24 protein-coding genes are annotated in these 26,733 nt (G+C 41.9%); 11 read left to right on the plus strand and 13 right to left on the minus strand.

Translation table 11 applies throughout. The features are described 5' to 3' along the window. Window positions 1-322 precede the first annotated feature (322 nt). Both V7L05_RS12095 and V7L05_RS12100 read right to left on the minus strand, forming a co-directional pair. A complete protein-coding gene (locus tag V7L05_RS12095) occupies window positions 323-694 on the minus strand; it encodes a hypothetical protein (protein WP_335164389.1) in 372 nt (123 codons plus the stop codon). Between the two features lie 73 nt (window positions 695-767). Next, window positions 768-947 carry a hypothetical protein gene (locus V7L05_RS12100; RefSeq protein WP_335164390.1) on the minus strand — a complete coding sequence of 60 codons (180 nt, stop codon included), beginning with the start codon at window positions 945-947 and terminating at the stop codon, window positions 768-770. Window positions 948-1,117: 170 nt separating this feature from the next. On the opposite strand from V7L05_RS12100, the gene V7L05_RS12105 reads away from it, so the two are divergent. The 3 genes from V7L05_RS12105 (at window position 1,118) to V7L05_RS12115 (ending at window position 3,834) form a co-directional block, all read left to right on the plus strand. Beyond that, entirely contained in the window at window positions 1,118-1,495 is a 378-nt protein-coding gene (locus V7L05_RS12105) for a DUF6632 domain-containing protein (protein WP_335164391.1), read from the plus strand. Between the two features lie 312 nt (window positions 1,496-1,807). After that, entirely contained in the window at window positions 1,808-2,878 is a 1,071-nt protein-coding gene (locus V7L05_RS12110) for an aldo/keto reductase (RefSeq protein ID WP_335164392.1), read from the plus strand. A 218-nt stretch (window positions 2,879-3,096) separates the two neighbouring features. After that, entirely contained in the window at window positions 3,097-3,834 is a 738-nt protein-coding gene (locus V7L05_RS12115) for a DUF4142 domain-containing protein (protein ID WP_335164393.1), read from the plus strand. Between the two features lie 227 nt (window positions 3,835-4,061). Here V7L05_RS12115 and V7L05_RS12120 read toward each other — a convergent pair whose 3' ends face one another. Beyond that, window positions 4,062-5,288 carry an RNA-guided endonuclease InsQ/TnpB family protein gene (locus tag V7L05_RS12120; protein ID WP_335164394.1) on the minus strand — a complete coding sequence of 409 codons (1,227 nt, stop codon included), beginning with the start codon at window positions 5,286-5,288 and terminating at the stop codon, window positions 4,062-4,064. Window positions 5,289-5,646: 358 nt separating this feature from the next. Next, the gene (locus V7L05_RS12125; RefSeq protein WP_335164395.1) at window positions 5,647-5,835 is read right to left on the minus strand and encodes a hypothetical protein; all 189 of its coding nucleotides are present in this window, start codon (window positions 5,833-5,835) and stop codon (window positions 5,647-5,649) included. Window positions 5,836-6,000: 165 nt separating this feature from the next. On the opposite strand from V7L05_RS12125, the gene V7L05_RS12130 reads away from it, so the two are divergent. From V7L05_RS12130 to V7L05_RS12140, 3 genes are all read left to right on the plus strand, one after another. Continuing rightward, entirely contained in the window at window positions 6,001-7,572 is a 1,572-nt protein-coding gene (locus V7L05_RS12130; RefSeq protein WP_335164396.1) for an MFS transporter, read from the plus strand. A gap of 359 nt (window positions 7,573-7,931) precedes the next feature. Then, window positions 7,932-8,465, plus strand: coding sequence for an IS5 family transposase (locus V7L05_RS12135; protein ID WP_335164397.1), 534 nt, complete (start codon window positions 7,932-7,934; stop codon window positions 8,463-8,465). A gap of 85 nt (window positions 8,466-8,550) precedes the next feature. Next, window positions 8,551-8,787: an IS5/IS1182 family transposase gene (locus tag V7L05_RS12140; RefSeq protein WP_335164398.1), complete on the plus strand. Its 237-nt coding sequence runs from the start codon at window positions 8,551-8,553 to the stop codon at window positions 8,785-8,787. A gap of 108 nt (window positions 8,788-8,895) precedes the next feature. Here the strand turns inward: V7L05_RS12140 and V7L05_RS12145 are convergent, their stop codons facing one another. Together V7L05_RS12145 and V7L05_RS12150 are read right to left on the minus strand one after the other, a co-directional pair. Then, window positions 8,896-9,759 carry an alpha/beta fold hydrolase gene (locus tag V7L05_RS12145; RefSeq protein ID WP_335164399.1) on the minus strand — a complete coding sequence of 288 codons (864 nt, stop codon included), beginning with the start codon at window positions 9,757-9,759 and terminating at the stop codon, window positions 8,896-8,898. A 185-nt stretch (window positions 9,760-9,944) separates the two neighbouring features. Then, window positions 9,945-10,538 carry a flavin reductase family protein gene (locus V7L05_RS12150; RefSeq protein WP_335164400.1) on the minus strand — a complete coding sequence of 198 codons (594 nt, stop codon included), beginning with the start codon at window positions 10,536-10,538 and terminating at the stop codon, window positions 9,945-9,947. 357 nt (window positions 10,539-10,895) lie between these two features. Here V7L05_RS12150 and V7L05_RS12155 point away from each other — a divergent pair, with 357 nt between their 5' ends. Both V7L05_RS12155 and V7L05_RS12160 read left to right on the plus strand, forming a co-directional pair. Beyond that, window positions 10,896-12,053, plus strand: coding sequence for an XdhC family protein (locus V7L05_RS12155; RefSeq protein ID WP_335164401.1), 1,158 nt, complete (start codon window positions 10,896-10,898; stop codon window positions 12,051-12,053). A gap of 12 nt (window positions 12,054-12,065) precedes the next feature. Continuing rightward, on the plus strand, window positions 12,066-12,713 hold the full coding sequence (locus tag V7L05_RS12160; RefSeq protein ID WP_335164402.1) for a nucleotidyltransferase family protein: 648 nt from the start codon (window positions 12,066-12,068) through the stop codon (window positions 12,711-12,713). A 180-nt stretch (window positions 12,714-12,893) separates the two neighbouring features. Here V7L05_RS12160 and V7L05_RS12165 read toward each other — a convergent pair whose 3' ends face one another. The 5 genes from V7L05_RS12165 to V7L05_RS12185 form a co-directional block, all read right to left on the minus strand. After that, the gene (locus V7L05_RS12165; protein ID WP_335164403.1) at window positions 12,894-15,113 is read right to left on the minus strand and encodes an O-linked N-acetylglucosamine transferase, SPINDLY family protein; all 2,220 of its coding nucleotides are present in this window, start codon (window positions 15,111-15,113) and stop codon (window positions 12,894-12,896) included. A gap of 139 nt (window positions 15,114-15,252) precedes the next feature. After that, complete coding sequence (locus V7L05_RS12170) at window positions 15,253-15,807, minus strand: type IV pilin-like G/H family protein (protein WP_335164404.1); 555 nt, start codon at window positions 15,805-15,807, stop codon at window positions 15,253-15,255. Between the two features lie 187 nt (window positions 15,808-15,994). Beyond that, on the minus strand, window positions 15,995-16,561 hold the full coding sequence (locus tag V7L05_RS12175; protein WP_335164405.1) for a Uma2 family endonuclease: 567 nt from the start codon (window positions 16,559-16,561) through the stop codon (window positions 15,995-15,997). Between the two features lie 372 nt (window positions 16,562-16,933). Further along, window positions 16,934-18,139, minus strand: a complete 1,206-nt coding sequence (locus V7L05_RS12180; protein WP_335164406.1) for an RNA-guided endonuclease InsQ/TnpB family protein — start codon at window positions 18,137-18,139, stop codon at window positions 16,934-16,936. Between the two features lie 61 nt (window positions 18,140-18,200). Then, complete coding sequence (locus V7L05_RS12185) at window positions 18,201-18,446, minus strand: helix-turn-helix domain-containing protein (RefSeq protein WP_335164407.1); 246 nt, start codon at window positions 18,444-18,446, stop codon at window positions 18,201-18,203. Between the two features lie 183 nt (window positions 18,447-18,629). On the opposite strand from V7L05_RS12185, the gene V7L05_RS12190 reads away from it, so the two are divergent. Both V7L05_RS12190 and tnpA read left to right on the plus strand, forming a co-directional pair. Then, complete coding sequence (locus V7L05_RS12190; RefSeq protein WP_335164408.1) at window positions 18,630-18,908, plus strand: hypothetical protein; 279 nt, start codon at window positions 18,630-18,632, stop codon at window positions 18,906-18,908. Between the two features lie 66 nt (window positions 18,909-18,974). Next, a complete protein-coding gene (gene tnpA / locus V7L05_RS12195) occupies window positions 18,975-19,484 on the plus strand; it encodes an IS200/IS605 family transposase (protein ID WP_335164409.1) in 510 nt (169 codons plus the stop codon). 88 nt (window positions 19,485-19,572) lie between these two features. On the opposite strand, the gene V7L05_RS12200 is transcribed toward tnpA, so the two are convergent. Next, window positions 19,573-20,193 carry a hypothetical protein gene (locus tag V7L05_RS12200; protein ID WP_118164352.1) on the minus strand — a complete coding sequence of 207 codons (621 nt, stop codon included), beginning with the start codon at window positions 20,191-20,193 and terminating at the stop codon, window positions 19,573-19,575. A 259-nt stretch (window positions 20,194-20,452) separates the two neighbouring features. On the opposite strand from V7L05_RS12200, the gene trxB reads away from it, so the two are divergent. Next, on the plus strand, window positions 20,453-21,823 hold the full coding sequence (gene trxB / locus V7L05_RS12205) for a thioredoxin-disulfide reductase (RefSeq protein ID WP_335164410.1): 1,371 nt from the start codon (window positions 20,453-20,455) through the stop codon (window positions 21,821-21,823). Here the strand turns inward: trxB and V7L05_RS12210 are convergent. After that, window positions 21,799-26,499, minus strand: coding sequence for an O-linked N-acetylglucosamine transferase family protein (locus V7L05_RS12210; RefSeq protein ID WP_335164411.1), 4,701 nt, complete (start codon window positions 26,497-26,499; stop codon window positions 21,799-21,801). The genes trxB and V7L05_RS12210 overlap by 25 nt on opposite strands. Window positions 26,500-26,733: the final 234 nt, after the last annotated feature.

The raw sequence follows: 26,733 nt of genomic DNA on the forward strand, positions 1-26,733 counted from the left end.
AAAGCTAAGAACATCGGAAGCTGGGTGCGATGAAAGTCGCACGCCCAGATTTAACAGAGAGGTGCCCCGGATAATACCGGGCATCGACTCTAACAGAGATTAATTGCTGCCGTTGAGCTTTCAGGAATTGCGCGATAGCGAAGCGCTGCCGCCTTCGGCAGTTCGCATCTCTCATAAATTGCAACGCCGACTACTTACAATGCTCCGGCGTAGCCAGCCGTAGGCATCGCCGAAACGATGAAAGCTCAATCATAGGATTAGCGATCGCCCGTTTTTAAACTCAACCAAAGTTGATTAATTTGCGATCGCTTCCAGGGGGCGGTTAGGCGATCGCAACTAGCTTTTTGCGGGAAGGGCGCTTGCGGTCTGATTTTTTCTTCAATCCCACAGCCTGAGCTTGATCGCTATCTGAACCATATTGCCCCCGCACAACTTCTTTCATTGCTAATACAGCATTATGAAATTCCCATTCTCCTAGTCGGGCAGCATCAGAAGCAGCACGGTATAAAGCTAGTTTCTCGGTTTCAGTTTGTTGAGAAATCAACATCGCCTGATAAACTTCGTGTAACTTTGCATCTGAAGCATCAGCACGAGTCGTGTTGTAGGTGCTGACGGTTTGCAAACCGTGGAATGAGCTAATATCTTGACTAATGCTTTGAGGGCGCAAACGGCGTGTTGTATCTTGGATACTCATAAATGTATCTACCAATATAGTATACATTTAATGTACCCATTGCAACTAAAAAACCTATCAGTAAGATAAAGTTTTAAATCCGCAAGTTTAAACAAAAGGTAAGCATTGGCAATGCATCAGCTTGCATTAGGAATACATCAACTTGCATTATGAATGCATCAGCTTGCATTGGGAATACATTAACTTGCATTGTGAATGCATCAGCTTGCATTGGGAATGCATCAGCTTGCATTGGGAATACATTAACTTGCATTGTGAATGCATCAACTTACATTTACAGTTGAATCAGTTTTAAACCACAAGGAGCATTAAAATTTCTAACACTCCAAAGCTGAAGTGTCACTAGTGGGAATACAATCATAAACAAAATTTATACAGTTTTGTTAGTAGAGACTGCACTAGAAAATAGCGGAGGTTAAAGCAATGGATGAGCGTGATCGGTACTTACAAATTGCTCTGGTTATTATTGGAATAAGTTTTCTACTTATCTATCCGCTAACTCAGGTCTGGGCATCAGGCTGGTTATGGCAACCAGGTCAGCACGAATACGAACAGATGATCATTGGTGTTTATGCAACGCTTGGTGTCTTTTTGCTATTGGCTTCAAGGCAACCAGAAGCTCACCTCAGTTTAATCTGGTTCACCGTCTGGTCAAGTGTAGTCCACGCGCTGATCATGACGGTACATGCAGTAATTGACCCTGTTGAACAGGGACACCTGTTTGGTGATGTTCCAGCATTGTTCTTGGTAGCAATTGTACTTGGCTTTTTAGTGCCGCGCAAAGTGGTATCAGGTACATGAATTCCCATAGAATGTCTGTACTTAGAGGCAGTTTTCCTCCTGCCCTTTAACTCCTACCTTTATTGATAAAGTTTTAAATCAAGCAAGCTTACAGCAGAAATCATGTATTTGAACCACATCTGTCGTAGGGGCACAGCAATGCTGTGCCCCTACCGCGTGGTCTATTTACCTAAAAATAGCTGTAAACAAAAAGTAAGCATTGTGAATGCATCTTGCGGAGTATATTTCAAAACACACCTTAGTTAGAGTCGCTGTGCCAGATTGTCGTGATACTATACGGCTCATCCCTGTTGTTGCTTGTAGGAGACAATTATGGAGATTAGTAGACGCAGCTTGTTAAAAACTGCTTCTGCTTCGGGATTAGTAGCGGCAGGACTTGTAGTTTCGGAAGGATTTTTGCAGCCGTTATTAGCCCAAACAGAACCTGTTGATGAAAATACTCAACTGCTAGCCCAAAGTTCACCCACTGCAACTCGACGCGGCGAAATGTTGTATCGCCACCTCGGACGCACCAAAGAACAAGTATCTGTGATTGGCTTGGGGGGATATCACATTGGAAAAATTCAAGAGGAGCAAGAAAGTATCAAACTGATCCGCAGTGCGATTGATCGCGGTATCAACTTTATGGATAACTCTTGGGACTATCACGACGGACGTAGCCAGCGTTGGATGGGAAATGCTCTTAAAGATGGTTATCGTCAAAAGGTCTTCCTAATGACGAAAATCGACGGTCGCACCAAAGCCGCTGCTAAGATGCAGATTGATGAATCGCTCAAAGATTTGCAGGTCGATCACATTGATTTATTGCAGCATCATGAAATACTGCGTTTTGAAGACCCCGATCGGGTCTTTGCTCCTGGCGGCTCAATGGAGGCAGTTGTCGAGGCGCAGAAAGCAGGCAAAATTCGCTATATCGGTTTTACAGGACACAAGAATCCTCAGATTCACCTTCAGATGCTGGAAACTGCCACACAAAATGGTTTCCGCTTTGACACTGTGCAGATGCCCTTGAATGTGATGGATGCCCATTTTAGAAGTTTTGAACATCAGGTTTTACCTGTGCTAGTGAAAAACAACATTGGCGTGCTGGCAATGAAAACCATCGGGGAGTCTTACATTCTTAGAAGCAATACAGTCAGTGCGATCGAGTGCCTGCACTACGCCATGAATTTGCCAACCTCAGTTGTAATTACGGGCATCGACAGCATGAGAATTTTAGACCAGGCGTTTGAAGCAGTTCGCACCTTTGAGCCAATGGATCAGGCACGAGTTACAGCATTGTTAGCGCGTACCCGTGAGGCAGCAGCTAAAGGGGAGTACGAACGATATAAGACTACAACCCAAAATGATAGTACAGCAATGAATCCAGCTTGGCTAGGGTAAATATTAATACTATTTTTAAGCGTTTTGTTTACGCAAACAGCGATATCTACGATAGTCACTGAGCTTGCCCTTCGGCAGGCTACGCCTACGCAATTTCGCAGGTGTGAGTTACATCCAGTTGATGCGTTACGCATTAGGGGTCGTACTCAACTGTGCGATCGCGCTTGTTTTTCATTCTACGTTGCCAAATATAGCTTTATCCAAGGAGAACATTAATTATGTCCAACTTCAAAATAGTTTCTACTGGTATAGTAGCGATCGCTTTATCTCTAGCGACTGGTTGCACACCAACTACTCCCCATGACCAGAATACATCTGAAGCTCCAGCTGCTGTGCCTGTGCAAACAACTGAGAGTCCATCACCAACTGCGTCACCAACTACGTCAGGGCAAAATAACCTCAGTTCTTCAGACAGACAGTTTATAAAAGAAGCGGCTCAAGGTGGTTTAGCAGAAGTCCAACTCGGACAATTAGCATCACAACGTGGAACTAGCAATGCGGTAAAACAGTTTGGACAGCATATGGTTCAAGATCATACCCAAGTCAACAATCAACTCAAACAGTTGGCGACTCAAAAAGGTGTGAGGCTGCCAACTAGTATCGGCAGCAAAAATCAGCAAGTGAAGCAACGCTTATCTAAACTTTCTGGTGCTAACTTTGATCGCCAATATTTGAATCAGATGCTTCAAGATCATGAAAAGGATATCTCGGCATTTCAGACTGAAGCTCAACAGGGACAAGATTCAGACGTGAAAGCATTTGCCGCTCAAGCGCTGCCAACCCTCCAAGAACACCTGCAACAAGTTCGTTCCATTATTAATCCTGGAAGTTCAACTAGTACCCCAAGTTCAACTAGCACCCCAAGTTCAACTAGCACCCCAAGTTCAACCAGTACCCCAAGTTCAACCAGTACCCCAATTCCAACCAGTAGACCAATTCCAACCAGTACCCCATAAGGGACTTTCAAATAAAAAAATATTCCATTGCTCTTAAAGTTGGGGAAGCAGTGGGGCGTTAGCAATAGCGAGTAGTCGAGCGTCCGTAAAAGCGTCGGCAGTATGCCTTGGGGGTTTCCCTCAGGAGCAACTGCCGTGGATGTGGAGAGGTTGGGAAAGAAGAATCTAATATTAGCCTTGTATGAAGGAATTGGATAATTTATTTCTTCGAGTTGCGTGACATACTCCTACACTGACTCTTCGAGTACAGTGTAGGCTTCCAAGACAATCCGGCTATTGCTTAGGAGGCTCTTGGCTTTAAGAACGGAATGCCCTGCCGCTCTATTTTTTATATTCAACGCTGCATTATGATCGCGGTCAAGACCACACCCGCAATTAGAGCAATCGTGCCAGCGTTCATGCAGTTTTTTAGGAACTTTCACGCCGCAACTAGAACAATCTTGTGACGTACCTGATGGATTCACTGCAATTACCAATAACCCAGCATTTTCGGCTTTGGTTATCAGTATCGACAAGAAACTACCCCATCCAGCATCATGTACAGACTTAGCTAGCATGGAACGAGAAAGACCTTTGACGTTTAAATCTTCGTGAACTACGACATCATATTTTTTCAGTAGATTATTAGCAGTTTTAAAGTGAAAGTCTTTACGCTTATCGGCTACTTTTTTGTGTTGTTTGGCAACTTGCTTAATAGCTTTTTTGCGGCGAATACTTCCTTTCTTGCGGCGTGAAATACGTTTTTGAATGACCCGTAATCGCTTCTGAGATTTACGGTAATGCTGAGGGATTGAAACAGTATCACCATCGGAAGTTGTCAAGAATTCTTTTAAGCCAAGGTCGATACCCGTAATTGAGTCTGCATTGAAATCAGGCTTAATACTTGGGACAGTTGTATCTTCAAGGCTTAAAGTTAAATAATAGCCATCAGCTTTTTTGGTGACAGATGCGGTTTTAATTTTAAATCCATCAGGTATTGGGCGATGCAGAATAACCTTGACTATACCAAACATCGGTAAAGTTATTAAATTACCTTGCAAACACCCATCCTTCATCTGTGGATATGTAAACGTGCGATAACGTTCACGAGATTTAAACCGAGGTCGCCCACAACGGAAGCCGTTGCTATCACCTAAAAGATGCCGGTCAAACGTTACCTTAACTCGTTTGACTATATCCTGTAGTACCTGCGAGTAAATTTCACCATACCAAGGATGAGTCTTTTTGAGTTGTGGCAGTGTCTTCTTTTGTGAGTAATAGTCTGGGTTATCGCGCAACTCTGGTATGTGGCAGACAAGGGGGCAAGCGTTAATAGGTGAACGATTACGTTCGTACCAATCAAATCTATCAGCCAACAAGAAATTATACTGAGCGCATAACATAGATAGCCATCTGTCTATTTCAATGGTTTGCTTTGTTGTTGGTCGTAGTTTGTATTGGTATGCTGTCCTCATTTATTTGTCGTCTCCTTGTTGCAACTATGATAACATAAACGTTGTGACATCGTAGTGACAAATATGAAAAATAAATATCTACAAATACGAATCAGTGAGCGTAGGCTCAATAAGTTTCGATTGTATTCAGTCTTAAAAGACAGGACTATGACTCAAATACTTGAAGACTTTATTGACTCGTTACCAGCCACAGAGAGAGGCAATTCGTCATCGACCAACAAGCGGAATTAAACGCAGTTTAATTCCGCTTGTTGGTCAATTCCTCATTGCCCAGAATTCATCCCACACCTACCCGAAGGGAGGTGTGGGGCTTTTTCTGCCTTAGCTAAATAGGGCTTGCTGAAAAAGTGTAGCGTTTTTAATTGCAGAGAAACGCATTGGCATTGTCAGCTAACGCATTGGCATTGTCAGTCAACGCATTGGCATTGTCAGCTAACGCATTGGCATTGTCAGCTAACGCATTGGCATTGTCAGTCAACGCATTGGCATTGTCAGTCAACGCATTGGCATTGTCAGCCGACGCATTTGTGTGATTTAAAATAAGCAACCTCATACCCCTGGTGAAGAAGGTTTGCAAGACCAAAAACTGATAGCGTTGATTTACGAGGCCGCACAAACAGGCAAAACGATCGCTCTACCTCGTGTGTCAGGATTGGATGTTACTCGTAGCCCCGCTCCCAGAATGCTTTAGTAAATAGTGCATACCGCAGTCATGACAAACTCTGCTTGGACTCCGCTCCGTAACTCTTTGTTTCGCGATCGCTGGATTGCCTCAATTGTCTCCAACATTGGGGGTTGGATGGAGGACACGGCGGGAGCTTGGCTAATGACTTCTCTCACCACCTCTCCCCTGTTGGTGGCACTGATGCAAACAGCCGCAACTTTGCCGGTGCTGCTGTTAGGACTACCAGCCGGAGCAACCGCAGATATTTTTGATCGCCGTCGGTTACTGCTATTCTGGCAAGTCTGGATGCTGGTTGCTGCACTGATCTTGAGTGGATTGATTTTTGCCGGTACGATTACACCGTGGTCACTGTTGGCGCTGACGTTTTTGCTTAACTTAGGAGCGGCAATGAATGGCCCAGCTTGGCAAGCAATTGTACCAGAACTAGTACCGCGATCGGAACTGATGGCTGCCATTGCTTTAAATAGTGCTGGGTTTAACATTGCACGAGCCGTTGGGCCGGCGATCGCTGGCTTGATTTTGGTAGCAGCAAATGCCGGAGTCGTCTTTTTGATTAATGCCCTCTCCTTTCTTGCGGTGATTTTTATCCTTTACCGTTGGCAGCGCAAACCGCTTTATGAAAGTGCCCTACCCGCAGAGCGAGTATTAGGTTCTATGCGGGCTGGTATTCGCTATCTCCGCTTTTCTCCCGCTCTGCAAGCCGTGTTAATTCGGGCAGCTGTTTTAACTAGTTGCACAAGTGCTTTGTTAGCGTTGCTGCCTTTGGTGGCACAGCAGGATTTGCGACAGGGAGCAGGTGGGTATGGTTTACTACTCGGTTGCTTTGGATTGGGGGCGATTGTCGGGGCGATTTTGATGCCACAAGTGCGGCAACATCTCACAACTGATGGAGTTGTGATTGCAGGAACTCTTGTGTTTGCGATCGCTACATTAATTCTGGCATTCATTCACAATGTACCTTTGGTATTGCTGGCTTTGCTGGCAGCTGGGATTGCCTGGACAACTATGACATCCAGCTTGAATATCACAGTGCAGCTTGCTGTTCCGGCTTGGGTGCAGGCGCGGGCGCTGGGAACCTATCAAATGGTATTTCAAGGAGGTTCAGCAATTGGCAGTATTGTTTGGGGTGCAGCAGCAGAACATTGGGGAACGCCGAGTGCCTTATTCGTTGCTGCGATTGGCTTAGTGGGGGGAACGTTCACAGCGCGGCGTTACCACTTGCTCTCAGGAAAACTTGATTTAGCTCCAGCATTACGGCGAGCGGAACCTCTGGTAGTAATTGAATTGCAACCAGAACAAGGCCCGGTTTTAGTCACACTTGAATATTGCATTGACCCAGATCAAGCAGAGGAATTCATTGCGGCAATTAATGCCTTACGAGTGGTGCGGTTACGAGATGGTGCAATTCGCTGGGGCATCTTTCATGATACATCTCAGCCGAATCGCTACTTAGAGACATTTATCGTCGAGTCTTGGGTGGATCATTTACGTCAATATGAACGGTTTACAGTGACAGATCGAGAGATTCGTCAAAAGGTTTTTGCCTTTCATCAAGGCGATGAACCCCCGGTTATTTCTCACATGATTTACGCTCACTAATCTCAAGAAGCACGAACTTAGAAAAGACTTCTGATGAAATGCGATCGCTCTTCCCTTGCTTAATGTCAGTAGACCGAAAAGTTGTGCGATGCTTACGGCGGGCTACGCCTACGCCAAAAAATAATAGTTTACAATACCGTTTGAGAAAATGGATAAAAGCTGATATGGGACTCGTATTTGATTTTTGAAAAAAATCAGTACACCCAAAAAGGCTTCTTCCCCACTCCCTACTCCCTACTCCCTACTCCCTGTCTACGCAAATAATTTCAAAAATCAAAGCAGACCGCTATATAGAACCCATTTGACATCTTATGAGGTTTTGAATTAAGGTACTCCTCAGCATCTACAATCCAATGCTAATGGCGTATTCCAGCGACCTCACTGATACAGAATGGGAAATTTTTGACCCCTTATTGCAAGAAATCTTACCGACTAAGAAGCAGACTCGACCGAGCAACTGGACAAAGCGAGAGATATTCAATGGAATTCTCTATCAACTGAAAAATGGGTGCAATTGGCAAGACCTACCCAAAGACTTCCCCCCTTATTCCACCGTCTATTGGCACTACAAACAGTGGCGAGCCGCTGGGGTATTCGAGGAACTAATGAGTGTCTTACATGGACAAGTGCGTGAACAGGTAAAAAAAAAACCGCACTGGACGACGTTGATCATCATTGACTCCCAAGCGGTGAAAAATACCTGCAATGCCAGTGTGGAGTCGAAAGGTTTTTGTTTCTACAAAGCCACCAACGGCATTAAAAGGCATCTGGCTATTGATACCCTTGGGTTTCCCTTCTTTACGCACTGCACTCGTGCCAATGTCTCGGATGATGCCGGATTAATTGAGATGTTTACTCTCAACATCGACTACTTCAAGTCAAAACAAGAGTGATATTCCCAAGATCACCATCCTGCTAGATCACGGGTATCATCCCGAATATTTAACTCAGGAGTTAGAGCGGATTTACCCAGAGATCATGACCAAAATCCAATTTCAACTTTCTACGAAACCCTCAAAACAAGAGAAAGCAGCACAAGGAAAATGTGGATTTGTTCCGGCAGTAGCCAGATGGGTGATCGAGCGCTCCAATGCTTGGATGGAGCGTTGTAAAATTCTGGTTAAGAACTTTGAACGAACCCTGACTAGTGCCACTGCCAAACTCAACCTCTGCTTCATCAGGCTAATGATTAAGAGGCTTGCAGACCCTTCCTAAGATGTCAAATGGATTCTATATAGCCTTTCCTAAACAACGGAGGTACACCTCAATCTTTTCTAGAAAACTAAGCAGATTTAAAAACGTACCTCACCAGATTGGGAACCGCTATAGACCTTTGCTTTTTAGCCAATTAATAAACAGGTCAGCGATCGCTAAGTTACCGTGTTCAAGCATTTGCAGATGACCATGGCCAGGAAGTCCAACTTCAGGAAGCCAAACAAAATCACCCCGGAAGTATTTTGCAGTTTCTGCATCTACCTCACGAGAATGGCGCGGGTCTTGGTCGCCTGTAATCACTAAGATGGGAATATCAAATAGTACCTGAGGGTGGGAAATATAAAGCCCTTGTCCTTCAACATTTCTGCGCTGGTTACTAATTCGCGCACTCTCAGGGACTAAACTACAAAAGTAATTCTCAAATACCTCTTGCGGAAAATTATCTGAGTTAGTGAAGTATTTTTTAGTTTCTTCACGCGACTGAATACGTGGACGGTCTTCGAGAAAAGCCTCCTGAGAGTCTTTTGCGATCGCTGGTAATAGATTGGCTGGTGGCCCTGGTGCAATGCCTACAATAGCTTTAACAAGTTTGGGATGGGTTTGTGCTGCCTGCCAACCAACGACACCAGACATACTGTGGGTAAGAATGACAGCCGGGCCAATTTGTTGGAGTAGCGCCACAGTAGCATCAATTACCCGTTGATATGGCATCGTGGGAAAATCTGGGACACAGCCTGATCGACCATGCCCTGGCCAGTCAACAATGTAGGTTTCCCAGCCTTGTTCTGTCAGATATACTGCCCAACCTTGGCGATTATCGGGTGTTTTGACAAAGCAACTACCTGTATGAAAAGCGCCGTGTAAAAGCACAATAGGAACTGAATTTCGGTCTTTCCTTGGGCGGTAACATTGAATGAACATTTGGTACGGAATATCACCAACCAGGAATTCTGTTTCAGTGTATGAATTCATTTGAAGAAAAGAATTAAATCTTTACTGCAATGTTAATCGTTTACTTGCTACAAAAAACCATCAACTGAAATTTTGAATAGTTGCTCTTAGCGAATTCTATCAAAGTCAGGGTCAGTAAAGTTTTGATTAATACTTCTTTGCTTATGCTTTCTGCTCACTGCCTTTCTTTGTAAATTAACATCCGATCATACCTTTGGAGTTGTCATCTCAAATAGTTCCCCAATCTTTGTATACTCAACTGGCCCACCTAAGCGCGTAATCGGCTGCATCCCTACAGTATCAACTAACCCCAAATCTTGGCGGTATAGGTCTTCACGCACATGAAATCGTAACACTCGGCCTAATACCATCAGATTATTGGTTCCTTGGACTGGAACTATTTGTGTGACTTTACACTCCATTGCCACAGGTGAGCTTTCAATCCGCAGGGGCTTGACATCTGTAGCAGGAATAGCTTTTAAGTTTGCTTTTTCAAACTCGTTAACTCCATAGGGAAATTCCGTTCCTGTTTGAACCATTGCCTGAGATAGTGTTTCATCCACCACATGACACACAAATTCATCAACTTCATGAATATTGCGTAACGTGTCTTTTTCTTTTGGCTCACGTCTATGGTATGTAACTGAGAACATAATGGTTGGTGGAAAACCTGCGACTGCATTGAAAAACGAATACGGGGCGAGATTGGGAATTCCAGAGGCACTAATTGTAGATACCCATGCAATTGGGCGAGGAGCAACGATGCTTGTCAATAGATGGTAAGGAGCAGGGTCTTTCATTTCCTGCGGCACAAAAGATAACATAAAATTCTGTAATCTTGCGGGTGGTTAATAGTATTCACTGTAAGTTACGGAAAATCAGTATTCCGTGCTAACTCTAATGATAGATAAATAAGCCCAGTTGACAACTATCCTGCGGGGCATGATTTCAATCGGTATTTTCGCTTATCTTGGGTAGGAGAACACCACGATGCCCTTCGGCGGTCAATAAGGCAGTCAGTCTAATTCATAGACGGCAAAACGACTCGTGTTTGAGACTAGCAGCAATGCACAATGGCACAGTCATCACATTGTTTTCATTGGGACTGCTTGCTAAAGCTGACAAACTGCTAGAAACCGAAAAATAAGCAAATAGTAATGAACGAATTACAAGCAATTTTAGAAGGCTTCGAGTCAAGTCAAAAAAGTGGTGAAATCACTTTCCTGGCCACTGTAGTCAAAACCGAAGGTTCAACCTATCGCCGACCGGGTGCCAAAATGTTGATCACAAATACAGGTCGGATGATTGGAACAATCAGCGCTGGTTGCTTGGAGAATGACGTATTTGAGCATACTCAACAACGAATGTCGGACGGTGAACCAATTGTTGTTACTTACGATAACACCGCCTCTGAAGATATTCTTTGGGGCTTTGGTCTAGGGTGCAATGGGATAGTGCAAGTTCTCGTCGAACGTCTTGAGAGAGAAAGTACACCGAATGCGATCGCTTTTACCCAGGAGTGCTTTAATAAAAAACATTTGGGTATTATTGCCACAGTCTTTGCCTTTGAAGGCGCAGTCAATGTCAAACTTGGGTCGCGCTTACTGCTGCATCCAAATGGTAAAATTATTACTGACATCAAAGATCCAAATTTAATTCCATCTGTGATTGCAGATGCTCAAGCAGCCTTTGCTAATCAAAAGTCAAGGGTAAATAACTATCAGTTACCTTTAGGTAGTGCAGAAGTTTTCATCGAAGTCATCCAACCACCCACACCTTTAGTAATATTTGGTGCAGGTTATGACGCTGTACCCGTAGCACAGTTTGCTCAAGCATTAGGTTGGGACGTTGCTGTAGTCGATTGTCGAGCTAATCAGGCAACTAAAGAGCGATTTCCTGCTTCTTGCGAGATCATTCTTAGTCGGCGAGAAATTGTAGAAAAGCAGGTATTTATAGATGACTACACAGCTGCTGTAGTGATGACGCATAATTACCTTGACGACCTGGAAATTTTGAAAATGTTGCTGCCATCTCCGGCACGCTACATCGGGGTTTTAGGCCCAAAGCTGCGTACTGAAAAATTGCTTGAAGATTTAAGTTTACAAGGAATGGTTTATAATACTGAACAATTAAAAAGATTGCATGGCCCGATTGGGATTGACATTGGAGCAGATACACCTCAAGGAATAGCGATCGCAATTATTGCTGAAATTCAAGCAGTGTTAACAAACCGCAGTGGTAATTTTTTAAGAAATCGCAATCAACCAATTCACCAATCCTATGAAAGCAGCTTAAACTTGCTACTTACCACATAGTTTTTATCTGTTATGGTATTTAACACTGAGCAAATAGACAATCAAAAATCAACCATAGCAATTATGATTCTTGCTGCGGGTGCATCAACTCGTATGGGTACGCCAAAACAACTATTGCTTTACCAAGGACGTAGTTTTTTGCAGTATATTACAGAAATGGCGATCGCTTCAGTTTGTCAACCTGTAGTAGTAGTACTTGGAGCAAATGCAGAACAGATTCATCCCCAAATTAACCAACTTACCGTTAGAGTAGTTACTAATCTCGATTGGGCTTGTGGAATGAGTACTTCAATCAAGAGCGGTATTGAATTGTTAAATAATCTTCCTCAAAAAATAGAAGCAGTAGTTATTACACTTTGCGACCAACCATTTGTGTCTCACCAAATTATTAATCAACTTGTTGATGCCTATTATTCGGCAAAAAAACCGATCATTGCTTCTGAATATGCGGGTACATTAGGTGTACCTGCTCTATTTAGTCAGAGATATTTTTCAGAACTTGCGGTTTTGCAAGAGACTTCAGGAGCAAAAAAAGTTATTAATAATAACCTGAATGAAGTGTTTTCCATTCAGTTTCCACTAGGGGATATCGATATTGATACACCAAAGGATTACGAACAACTGCTATCAAGAAATGTAGGGGCAATTCATGAATATTAATGTCAACTTAAGGTTAAAAGGGCGGTTAGAAACCGCGTCTACACAGGCAAAACCCACCTCCGTGGGTTAAGAATCCTTGATTTTGTATTAGTCCACGGAGGTGGACTTTGTTTGTGTAGCCGCGTTCGCGTCAGCGTGCCGGAGGCTCTATTCCATTCGCCAAGGCTTAAGTTGACACGCTTATTTTTCCTCAATATACTTCTGCCACATCTGCTCATAAGCATTTTCCATTTCACGGGTAAACTGTTTGCCATTCCACAGGGGTGCTGTTTGCCGCGATGCTTTCAGCTTCAGAGCAACTTGCTGGCGTAAAACTTCATCCTTCCCCAAACGCACGCCCCATTCTATATACTCTTCATCAGTCCAGGCAATGCCTTCTGTGATACCCGCATTTATCATCATGGTGTAGCTGTTACGCGCTGCAAACTGTTCACCAACTCGCGTCACCAAAGGGATACCCATCCACAATGTTTCTAAAGTTGTTGTCGCTCCGTTGTAGGGAAATGTATCTAATACAATATCAGCAATGCCTAAATTAGCACGATGAACTGACTCTAAATGAACTTGTGGTAAAAATCGTAACCGAGAACAATCTACACCTTCTTCTTCGGCAATTTGGTAGAAGAAGCGTTTAATTGTTTCCTCCTCAGCAGGTCCCTTAATCAAAAAGTAGCTGTTAGGTACTTGTTTGATAATTTGCATTTGCCACTTTGTCGTTTCTGGATGGCGTTTATATCCTCTTTGGGCGCTGAGATATACAACGGCATCCATAGGAATATCCAACTCATCGCGGCGGAGAGTTGGTACACCAATTTCAAAACCATCTACTGCTATGTAAGTTTGAGGTAATCGCCAGATTTTCTCTGTATAGTAATTTTGTGCATCATCTGGCAGTACATAAGGATCTGCGATAAAGTAATCAATTGCAGGTATGCCTGATGCATCCCACCCCAGCCAAGTAACTTGAATTGGGGCTGGCTTGAGTGCCATCACTTGACTAGTAATATCTAGAGTAATGCTATCCAGGTCAATTAAAATATCAATTTCATCTTGATATATCTGGTCAGCAATTTCCAGACCGTTCATGCCTAACTTGTGAGCTTTTCCTGCCTTTTCTACATACCAATCCTGTAGAAAATCATCTACTAATTGATAGTTCACAAAATAGGTATGAATATCAAATTTATCTCGATCATGATGCTGAAATAACGAGCGAGCTAGCCAACCAACAGAATGATTCCTTAAAACGTAAGATATATAACCAATTTTTAATTTCTTCGGATGGGGTGTTAAAGATTGATTATTAATAATTTTACGAACATAATTTTTTCCTTGTGATTGGGAAAAAGCTTGAATATAATTATGAAAAATCTCAGCTACCTGATTATGAATAGCTCGGAAATCAGCAGGAGCATCTTTAATGTGAGGTATCGTAAAAGATGGCGTAAGTAACCGTAATATTCTTCCTTCTTCTAAAGGAATTCGTTGAGCTTTAATAAACTCTTTATATACAGTTTCTAATTCTTGACAAGTTGTACATATCTCTTGCCAATATCCCCCTGCTGACATTAGACCCCTTAAGAGCAAATGGAGTGCAAAAATTTTATCAGCCGAACCTTCTGATAGGGAATAACACAACCTAGCTGTCTTTATTCCTTGAGAATAATTACCAGCATCTTGATAAAAAGTGGCTAAGTGCCGCAAAATTTCTACATTATCTGGCTGCAATCGTAAATGCAATTCTAGCAGAGATGCTGCGAGTAAAGGCTGCCGCAAAGTATGACCAATTTGGATAGCAGCAGGAAGCACTATAGAAAAGCATTGGTCAGTATCAGAAAAATAAGGAAGACTAGCTTCTATTAAATTTAGATTAATTGGATGTAAAGGAACAGTATTTAAAAATTCTTTTAAAACTTGGATTAATAATTCGGTATTAATTTCTATATTTTCTTTTGCATTTAAACTTTCAATTAATCCCCACTCGTTCAAATTATCAATTTCTTCAATCTTTTCCAATTTGATAGAAAGTATAAGAATTTGAAGCAAATTATTTATATAACTAGGATTAATTTCCCGCATGTGTTGGCGAATTAACCAAGCTAGAGAATATTCTGCCAGTGTTTCGCGTCTTGCAGCTTCTATTTGCAAAACTTGAAATAGTTCATTTGTCCAAATTGGTAACTGTTCTTCATCTGCCTCTGTCATTGGCAGCATCCAAGTCATTTGAGCTTCTGCTTCTTGCCCTTGTAATAGCAATAGTAGTCCTAAATGCCAATAATAAAAAATAACATTTGGTTCTATTGCTATTGCTTGTTCATATAACTGTGCTGCTTGCGAATATTTTTCTTGAATGAAGTATTGTTTAGCTTGATTTTGCCAATTATATATATCAGTAATCATTGTGATTCTCATAGAGAAAGGTATGGGCAATCTAATTGTGAATAAATCACAAAATTGAAATAAAGTGGATAGAAGCATCTACCCACTTTGGAAAATCTCTAGTTTAGAGACAATTTATATACTGTTTGTCCTTGGTTGGTTACTTAGCCAAAGAGACGAAGCTGGCGGGACAAGTAGCTGTTCCTTGATTGTAGGTAACTGTAGCGGCAGTTGCGTTTACACCACCGTTAACCATAGCGCTGTTAGCTTCACACAAAACAGCTATGGTAGTAGCTTCACCGGTAGCAGATTGGGTTGTCAGTTCTACAATACCAACATAGCTTTTGAGAGGCGCACTGGCAAGTATTACTTGTGCTAGGTTGCTTACTACAGTATTGCCCGTCAGCAGGGCAGCCGAGTATTGGTAATTAACGGTTTGTGTTGCAATACCAAGACCTAAAGCACCAATTGAAGTTGTAAATGAAGTATTTTCTAAGTAAAAAGCTTGCTGTGCGCGGTTCATGGAACCCACGTAGGTTTTAGCTTCTGACTGCTTGGCTTTGTTTGCTTGGTTCAAGAAAGAAGGTAGGGCAATAGCCGATAAAATACCGATGATGATAATTACTACTAGTAATTCAATGAGTGTAAAACCCTCATCTCCCTTCTTCTTGGCGAGGATGTGTTGGAGAAACTTGGCTTTTAGTTCGGTCTTCATAAGTGTTTTTCCGGGGGTAGGAAGCGATTCGGTGTTCTAGATGTAACTTACCCAACTGCGATCGGTTTCCTATCACCTTGATAAAAAAAGTTTGGGTAAATGCGGTTACACAATGCAAAATCCTTGCATTCAAAAGCCCCTGGTGTAGACCAGGGGCTAGATTCCCAATTTCGGTTGTGAGAGTGCCTTAATCAAACTCAGGTGGCCACAACTCTGATATTGCCAGATCCCAACCTGGTAGCAAGTCTGGTAGTGTGAGCGTGTCACTATTCTGCAATACCACCGGAGTTTGGTTTATTCGATAAACGGTTACTGTCAATTTATCAGGATCAATCAGTATGCCGACTACAGACCCAAGCTGCAAAAATAACTGAATCTTCTCTTCAAGCGGTTTAATTCTGTCGCTTTTAGATTTAATCTCAACCATCAGGTCTGGAACTAACTCTACAAAGTCGCGCTTGGTCTTCTTCAATCGGTCAGCCCGAACAAAAGACACGTCAGGGGCACGTAGGTTTCTTTTTTCCGAGTCGTCCTCTTCTATACTCGGCAGGATAAATCCAGCACTAGAGCCAGTTATACGCCCTAGTTTGCGCGACATGACCCAGTTATTCAAGAAGGTAATTAGACGAGCGCCAATTTCCTCTGACTCGTAATCTGATGGCCCCATAACTATGATTTTCCCCTCTACCAACTCCATCTGCCATTCTGGATGATCGGTTTGTAGTTGCTCTAAGTCTGTAATGGTGAAAGACATAATATTACAGAAAATACTCTTATATATATCATAAGTAGCGGCAATTCATGAATTGCCGCTACTCTCAGAAAGCTACAATGTATTATATTCAAAGGAAAACGACTCCATAGTTTGCCATTAATAGCATCAATGAAAACAGATAATTTTTTATAAACTTATTAATGATATTGACAAACTCCTTTATCTTGTGGAATGAAACAGCCCTGGGTTATGGGGGGATAAGTCGTTAATCTAGGTCTTCAGGCATTCCCGCCTCTTTTAACTTCTCCTGTAGCTTGTGATAGGTAGGTAGGGATGGGTGAGATAGTGAGATGTTTTTTGGTTTCTCTGTGACATACTCCCCGCGCCGCCCTCTGGGACGGCGGGGGCTTCTCAGTGACTCCCGGCAACCCGTCGGACATTTCCTGAGCTTTGAAGAACGGGATGACCCTCCGCCCTATGTTTTATATTTCGCGCGGCGTTGTGGTCACGGCAATAACTAGCGCCACATAAACAGTTATGCCATCTATCGGCCAATGTTTTCGGAACTGTCGCGCCACAATCAGAACATTCAAGACTAGTACCGTTTGGATTTACAGCAATCACCAAACACCCAGCACTTGCAGCCAAGGTATTTAGAATTTGTAGAAATTGACCCCAACCAGCATCGTTTACAGACTTGGCTAGCATTGATTTTGCTAGCCCCTTGATATTTAAGTTTTCATGGGCAATAACCTGAGATTGATTTATTAACCATATTGCGGTTTTATAATGAAAGTCTTTACGTTGATTAGCAACTTTTAAATGAGTCTTGGCAACACGTTTAATTCCTTTCTTGCGACGATTTGACCCCTTGTTTTTTCGAGATAAATGACGTTGCAGCCGCTTCAGTTTCTTCTCGCTTTTACGGTAATGTTGGGGAATTTTTATTTCTTGGTTGTCACTCGTTACCAAAAATACTTTTAAGCCCATGTCGATACCCACCGTGTTATCTGACGTGGGGATAACGTCAGATGTGACGCTAGGCACAGTTACATCTTCCAGACTAAGACTGATGTAATAGCCGTCAGCTTTACGGGTAATCGTCGCAGTTTTGATTTTAAAGCCGTCCGGGATTGGACGATGCAAAATCATCTTCACTTTGCCAATTTTGGGTAACTGGATGAATTTACCCGTTAGGTGTTCTGGTTTGATAGGGTCAGGAAACGCCAATGAATGATAGCGCCCTTTACCTTTGAACCGTGGACGACCAGATTTAAAGCCCTTGCTATCACCTTTTAACCAACGTTCAAACGTCTTTTCAACCCGTGCGATTACATCCTGTAGCGTGTGTGAAGGCAGTTCTTTGTATTCCGGGAATAAAGCTTTACTGTTGGTTAAATCCCGCTTCTGACTATAGTAATCAGGCTTGTCCTTAAGTGGTGCGATCCCGCAAGAAATGATAGAGCATCGGTTAACGTCACAGCGATTATTGTCCCACCAGTTAAACCGTTCAGCAAGCCTGTAGTTATATTGACGGCGACACAGTTCTAGCCAGCTTTCAAAGGTGGCTATCTGTTGCGATGTCGGGCGTAGACGGTACTGGTAGGCTAGGCGCATAGGAAAGGCAGAAGGTTTGGCGTTGAAGGCAGGATGAGGGGATTGATGGCAAAAGGTTCAATCACAAGTCATCCCCTTCACCTGGAATGTACGCCAGCAAGTCACCCGGTTGACACTTTAACGCTTTACACAGTTTCATAAGCGTCACCAGTTCTAACCTGTCAGGCAGGTTGTTTTTAAGCTTGCTAATTGTACCGGGATGCATCCCGGTAACTTTTGCTAGTTCTTTGTAATCTATCTCCCTGTCAGCCATTAGAACAGGAAGTCGCCATTTCATCGGCATGGTGTCCTTGCAAATTGCATCCATACCAGCTTAACTCCTACGATGAATATTAATCCCTACAAGCTATATATTCATTGTAGCAGTAAAATAATTCATCGCAACGATTGACATCATTCATCGTAGCAGTTAATATAAATATATAGAGAAAGCGCCCCGTCTACCAAACTTAAGCGCTTCTCTATCAACATATTCATGGAGATTTCCATTATGACATTAGCAACACTCGACATTCAATCCGTAACCCAAGCCGAATTAGACAATCACCTCGCACAGCAATCAGAGCAATCCGCATATTACGAGATTGACTCCACTGATGATGTATTCGGCAAACTTTACCGCGTTTGGGGCGGAGAAAAAGGAATCAACCTACTTGGCACATTCTACCAGAGCTTAGAAGGTTGCTGGATATCCCAGCCCTGCTGCACCATACAACGCACATCATGGGTAACTGACGGACAAGCGATAAACGCAATTCTTGCAGCATAAATCAAATTTTCCCCTTCCTCTGAGACGCAATAATGCGTCTCTTTCTTGCGTTGTAGAGGTAACAAAATGAAAATTCCTGACAGTTGGACACCGCCGAAATACCGCCTTGGGCAACGGGTAAAACAGGGCGAAATCACTGGATTAGAGTATCATCCCCCTGGCACACGGAGAGCCTACGAACTAAAAGTCATCACACCTGCTATGCTGATTCGATTGGGTGAATTAGTTAATCATATATCCCAGAAATGGGGTTGTGAAGTGATTGAATTCAACGGTGAAAGCGACCATGTTCACCTGTTATTCCGGTACTATCCCCAGATGCAGCTGTCAAAGTTTGTCAACGCCTTAAAGTCCTACACCAGTCAACAAATTCGCAAAGAGTTTTTGATGGAGATTAGGCGCGTCTATTGGGGTAAACCCGTGTTCTGGAATAGTGCTTACTTTGTCGCCTCGTGCGGTGGGGTGACTGTCGAAGTTCTAAAACAATACGTGCAAAACCAAGATTCCGCGAGTTGCACCCAAGACAAATTGGCGATTCCTCACCCACCCCGCTCATCCCGTCAACCTAGCGGTTGACATTGATTCGGGGGTGTGTTCGTCACCGCCCCGCCATTCTTCCCATCGCCGCCCTTCGGGACGGCGTGGGGCTGCTGTCGGAAATAGCTCAATTTTTCAATAACCTTACTAATATTCTCATCAATTCCTCAATATCTTCGACAACTCTGTAGCTATTAATCCCTAGAGTAAAATGTTTATTTACTCTATCTAGACTTGCAAACTGCCACAAACTTCCTGTAGTGACACAACCAGTTAATATAGGTTGTTCTGCAACAGTTGGGGAATCCTCCCAAAAATCCAGTGCAACTATTTGGGCTACTAATTGAGTGAAGCCTCTACTTAAATCAGCTTGTTTTGCTTCTATGACTAATAGTTGATTTGGTTGGGTGGTTCTAATTAAATAATCTAGTGTACCTTGAAGTTGATTATTCACTCTCAGGCTAAATTCTATTCTTAGTTTTGCCTTCGTGTAATGTATCAACTCTAAGACTATTCTAGAAATTATTACTTCCCTTCTCGCTAACTCAGTAGTCAACTCTACATAAGGAAGAGATTCTTCTATCCTTTCTCTCAATTCGAGCAATCTATCCAATTCGCCTGAGTATTGTGGCAATTGAAATACTTTGTACTCTAGTGAATAACCGAAGGCTTGAGCCAAGTCTTCAGAATAGTAACCGCTTTCAAAATATTTGCTAAAGGTATATGTCTGAGTTGGATCTAGCTTCATGAGATTTTAAATTATGGGTGAGATGTCGGGAAATGTGTTGATAGAGGTGTGAGCATTCAAGAAATAGCAGAATTTTTAGAACTAGACGTTGAAACTATCAGGAAGCATCTGCAAGAACAGTCTTAGGAGTTAAGAGGCTGTTTGACAAGTATTGAGCATATAGCACCATAGGCATTTTACGATCGCTGCCACCATGATCTAGCCAATCACAATTTATTATGCTATATTAAGCGTAGTCGTTATGAGTTTGTATATGGTCATGACTAACCCAACAGTAGAAAACTTAGTAATTATCGGTTCTGGGCCAGCAGGTTACACAGCCGCCATTTATGCCGGACGCGCTAACCTGAAACCCGTTGTATTTGAAGGTTTCCAAGCCGGGGGTTTACCTGGTGGGCAACTAATGACAACGACGGAAGTCGAGAACTTTCCTGGGTTTCCCCAAGGGATTACGGGGCCGGAACTGATGGATCAGATGAAGGCGCAGGCGGAGCGCTGGGGGGCTGAACTATATACTGAAGATGTTATCTCAGTTGACTTGAGTCAGCGTCCCTTTATAGTGCGATCGCAAGAAAGGGAAATTAAAACCAACAGCATTGTCATTGCTACTGGTGCAACAGCAAAGCGTTTGGGTTTACCCAGCGAACATGAATTTTGGAGTCGGGGAATCTCTGCTTGTGCGATTTGCGATGGTGCAACGCCAATTTTCCACGGTGCAGAATTGGCTGTAATTGGTGCTGGCGACTCGGCGGCGGAAGAGTCAATTTACCTCACCAAATACGGTTCTAAGGTGAATATGTTGGTACGCACTGATAAGATGCGGGCGTCTAAAGCCATGCAAGACAGGGTTTTGAGCAACCCAAAAATCCAGGTGCATTGGAATACAGAGGCTGTGGATATCTTCGGTAATGGTCACATGGAAGGGGTGAAAGTCCGCAATACCAAAACTGGTGAAGAGAGCAAACTGCACGCTAAGGGTTTATTCTACGCCGTTGGTCACAGTCCCAATACCTCTCTATTTAAGGGACAATTAGAACTGGATGAGGTGGGTTATGTTGTCACCAAGCACGGTACTGTAGAAACGAGTGTAGAGGGCGTTTTTGCTGCTGGCGATGTGCAAGATCATGAGTTTCGGCAAGCAATTACGGCTGCGGGTACTGGCTGTATGGCGGCGATGTTAGCAGAACGTTGGTTGTCATTCAGTGGCTTGATTCAAGAATTCCATCAACAGGCAGAAACAGCAGATAATGAATTAGAACATCAGCCAGCCAAAAAGACTGAAGCCGAGGAAGAAGCTGAATTTAATTTGAATGGGACACGCCATCAGGGAGGTTATGCTTTACGGAAATTGTTCCATGAAAGCGATCGCCTACTCCTGGTTAAATACGTCTCTCCTGGTTGCGGTCCTTGTCATACCCTGAAGCCAATTTTAAATAAAGTGGTGGATGAATTTGACAGCAAAATTCACTTTGTGGAAATTGACATCGACAAAGACCGAGATATTGCTGAAAATGCTGGTGTGACAGGAACACCAACGGTTCAATTGTTCAAAAATAAGGAACTGGTGAAGGAAGTTAAAGGTGTGAAGCAAAAGAGCGAATACCGTCAGTTGATTGAAAGCAATTTGTAAGGAAGAGTTTCTGCTTTCGCTTGGGCGATCGCCTGTTGATTATCTGTTGCTAAAGCAATTCGAGTATTAATTCTAGGCAAAAGAGTTTTCCATTGTGTATCACTCATCTTGCCTAGCAGAGAAATTTCTGGCCCCTCAGTTATATCTACATCACCCTCCATGAGCAAATTCATGGTCAAAGAGGATAAAAGCATATCAGCTTCTTCTTCAGAAACTTTGTGAGTATCTATCAGGAGAGTTATATGGCTTTTATCTGGGTGAGTAGTGAGAGTAGAAATAACACTTGCTAAATCTTGATATAGTAGGTCTTCTGGCTGTGACCAGTCTGGGAAAATAATTAGGTTAATATCTTTTAAGCGGAAATTTTGATTCAGAGTATCTGCAAGATATTTACTAAATAGTTCTTGGAAGAGGCTGCCTATTTTAGCTGAGTAAGAGCGGCTATCTAGAAAACTCGGATTACCTTGCATTTTTTCTTTGATTTGGGCGCTCTTTTGTTGGCGTAATTCAGGGTTATTGCCAAGTGCGATCGCTAACTGTATATAAGACTCTTCACTATCCGCAACTAAATCAGTTACATCTAATGCTTGCACCATTGCAGCCCCCATTGCAGACCGAAAGGTAGTTCCCCGTCTAGCAATTACTGGTAAATTAACCTGTAGTGGTTCTATCAAAGAAGTTGTTCCAGCAAATGGAAAAGAATCTAGATAAACATCGGCAATACTGAAGTATGCTTTAACTTCTTGTCGATTTGGTACGGGCTGAGGATCTAAGACTATCAATCGGTCTGCTGTTATTCCATGCTTTGAAAATACTTTATTCAAGTGATTCACAAAAGCTTTTTTAGGATAAGTGTTTGACCAATTCGGGCCAAATGGCAGAAGCACTAAAACAGAGTTGGGAACTCTAGAAATAATTTTTGCCCACGTATTAATTAGTTCAGGAATTATTTTGAATAAGTTAGCACCAGAGACAAAAATAACTGTTTCTTCAGAGATACCTAAACTTTCTCGATCAACTTTGATAGTTACATTTTCTTGCTCATTACCATAACTAAAGCAATGAGCAGTTCCTTCTAGTTTCACCAACTTTTCTTGATATTGCTGTTCTGACGTTGCTGATGGATCGGTGTGCGTACCTGAGATGTAATAATCAATGTGCTGCATTCCAGTTGTTACAACCGATCCCCCACTGGTAACTTGTATTCTCGCTAACCTATGCATTGATAAGAAGCAGATTTGATTCGTTACCGCAGTCAGATTGGTAGCAATGAATAATATATCCAGATCATCAGCACGAATAGTATTTGCTTGTTCTGCTAAATCTTGTGGCAGCAGTTTAAAGGAGTTGGCACAACTTTGGCAATATTGCTCTAGAGGATGACCAGTTTGATTCAGAGAGTACAAAATTACTTCAAAGTAGCGGCTGATATATTCATAAACAGGAAGTGTGGCAAATGTTTCTGCTGAAGGCAGAAAATGCGCTGCGAGAATACCCATCCGAATTTTTTTTCTAGTTATAAGCCTCTCGTTAAATTCATAATTTACTTGATAGCCATTAATAGCCAAGAAAAAATCTAGTATTTCCGCACGTTTTACATAGATATCTTTAAGATTAGTTTCATTAAAGTATAGAGGGATAAAATTAGCGCTTTTGACAAAATGTTGAACTATTTTATGCCATAACAGAGAATCTTGATTCCTAAATATGGATGTATGTAAGTAATCAACCCACCTCTGCATATAGTGATAGTAATTCTCTGCTTCTCCCATTTCTTGAAAGTAAAGTTGAGGTTGAAATAGGAATTTGAAATAGTCATTAATAAACCACGTAGGAGTAGTAGAGATATCATGCGTTAGGGGTAAGTGAGCAGCATAACTATACAGCATAGCTGCCAATATATACTGAAGTGATTTGGGTTCATCGAAGCCTCTAGAAATGTGTGCAGTGAGTTCATCTACAAAAGCTTGTTCAGTACGAGTAAATACATCATTTCTTATGCTATTATTAAGCAATATTTGATGTGCTTTCCCCAAATCTCCTAAGTACACGCTTTCAATTTCAGAGTCTGAGATGTTCAGCCATTGCTGGGCAATTTGATGACGAGCCTGACGGATATTTGCTATTGCTGTGCGACTAGTCGAATCTTGTTGATATTGTTCAACGTAAGAAGAAATTTTAGAAAAAATATCTTGTTCTTGACCTTCAACATCTACATTAACTTCAGGAGCAAATTGTTTCTGAATTTCCTGCTGATATTCCTGGGGAATTATCAAATGGTTACTTTCAGGAATTTGATTTTTAATTAAATCAGATACTGGCTTTATTACAACCAATTCAGCCCTAACATGAATTACTCCGCCAGGGGATTCTTCATGTTCAATTTTCAAAGCTCTAAACTCGCCTTTAAATCCATATCTTCTACAAAGTTCTATATAAGCTGGAAATTCACTACAGTAGTACAGAAAAGAATTAATATTCCAAAAACTGATATGAGTTGGGTCTTGAAAAGCTCCTCGACCATCTGTAGATGGCACACGAATATCAACTTTTGCACCAGGTTTGCAGATTCTCCAAATCTCATTCATTGTGTGAATTCGTTCATAGAGATGTTCGATAATGTCGTGTGCTCTCAACTCGTCTACTGAACTATCAAGAAAGGGAAATTCTTTACTGAGGTCAGCAACGATATCAACACCAATACCAGGAGCAATATCTACGCCAATGAAATCTTTAGGTTTATGAATTCCACAGCCTATATCTACACGCAATATATCTGCTTGCGTTGTAAGTTTTCTATAGTCAGTTGATAAGTTATCTTGCATTTCAATCTCCCTTTTGACAAAATTTATAATCCGCTCAGTCGCCTTACCATCTAGTTCGCCTAAGTATTGTTGTGTAAACAGCTTTTGTTTTTTCTGTTGGCGATCTCTTTCCTGATAATCACTGTTTAGCTTTTCAATTGCCGGAATTAATTCTTCGCAATTATATACCCCTATTGCTGCACCTTCTATGGCATAGGGTTTATAATCTCTCATTCCTAACAAATCTAAAAAAATACAAGGCTTACTCAGTGCGATCGCATAACTTAGTACACTGGTTGCTCCACCAATAATAATATCACTTTCTGCAATTTGATCGAGTATGTTACTTGAATTGTCAATCTTGACATTGACACCAATGAGATTAGCTAAGTCACGCAAGTAATTCATGTTTTCAGCACCATGAGGTCTGATAATAATTTGAAAACGCAATTGCTTGGCTGCTTCAAGAAGCGTTTCGTACAAATAATGGTAAGACTTATGTGTTGATGTACTTAAAAATAGTAACTGCCGTTCGACATGGGCAAACTCGTTTATTTTTCTACTGCTGAGATGCTGTCTTATCTCCCTTTCAATCCAAGGCCAGCCAGTAGGAATAACTTGTTTTGCTGACCAACCAAGATTTTCTATATAATAATGCTGACCATAACAACCCCACGTAGCCACATAATCAGGTCTGGTTTCAGCATAATTATGTTGCCAGTGATGCATATCAGAGCGTTCATTTTTTGATATTTGAGTATCAGGAGATCCATGCTCAATTACAAGTTTTTTAACCCCATACAGTTTTGCTACCGCTCCTAATGAACGCGCTGCTAGTGAAACTTCTTCCGCCATGACGATAAATTTAGGTTGCACCTGAGCTAGTACCCAGTGAGCACATTCTATCCAAGCGCGAACAAAGGGAATATCAAAGCTTAATAAAAGGTCTGCTCTTGATTGAATAATTTTCCAGATGTCTAGTGGATACTCCAAGAAAGCATCGGAAAACCGCTGATCATTCAAAAGCTGATTAATTTGTACTGAACTTGTATTGTCTAAATCCTGAATGAGAGGAACAGGAATTGAATCTGAAGCATCATGCCATCCCAACCATAGATTTTCTTGAATTAAATCTAGTGTTTTGAGATTAAAAGAATTTGCCAATGCTTCACCAATAGGTGCATAATTTTTGAGGAAGTTATTTTGGAGCGCTAATAAAACGTCTGATTTTAATGAGTTTTTACTTTGGTTAACTGTGGGTCTTTGGCTATGTTGAGGCTGCCAAGGTTGATATTGCGATCTATAAATTAAGTTAATCTTCTGCTCTTGAACATTCGATGATTTTAACGTATTAGGAATTTCTAAATCTTTTATAATTACTCCTATATTCCTCATAAAACCCCATACTTGATTCTCATAATTAGTCTGAGGCGGAGGAGCAAGACCCCACTGTGTTACAGCAGTAAATGGTGATTGGTTTACCCAAATTTCTTTGGGTTGATATCTTCGCAGAATTGCTAATGCGAGATGATAGGAAGTTACAGCTTCGTAGAAAAAATAGTAGAGAAGATGGAGAGAACAAGATAAAATATCAATATCTTGATAAATGAGTGATAGCCCGTAATCAGGTCCAACCTGTCGCAAAGTTTGCTCAAATTTACATCTTAGATATTCTGCCTCATTGGCAATAGTGCAAAAATCTAATCGCCGATATAATTCAACTCCATCATCCGCAGGAATTCTTGCTGAACGAAAGACCAAATGAGGCTCAATTCCTGAATAAATAATCTTACCTTCTTTTAATAGCTCTGGGTGTGCAATTAGCCACTCAGCATCTGCAAGTGTATATGCTAGGTATAATCTATCAACCATTGAAGAAACCCCATATTATTGATTTAGTTTTTTTAGCATCCTGTTTAATTTAATCTCCTAGTCACATATCGTAATATTTTGGAGTTAAACCAAGCTTGGATGCACTGCACTCAAGTTTTTCAGCATTCAAATAAAACTAGCCTTCATATCTTGATTCATGTAGAGCTATAGCCGGAAAATTAAAGGATTATTTTCAGCCTGAATCACTCCATACTATATAGTACCCAGCACTTT

It is taken from the genome of Nostoc sp., assembly GCF_036917755.1.
Taxonomy (GTDB): domain Bacteria; phylum Cyanobacteriota; class Cyanobacteriia; order Cyanobacteriales; family Nostocaceae; genus Nostoc.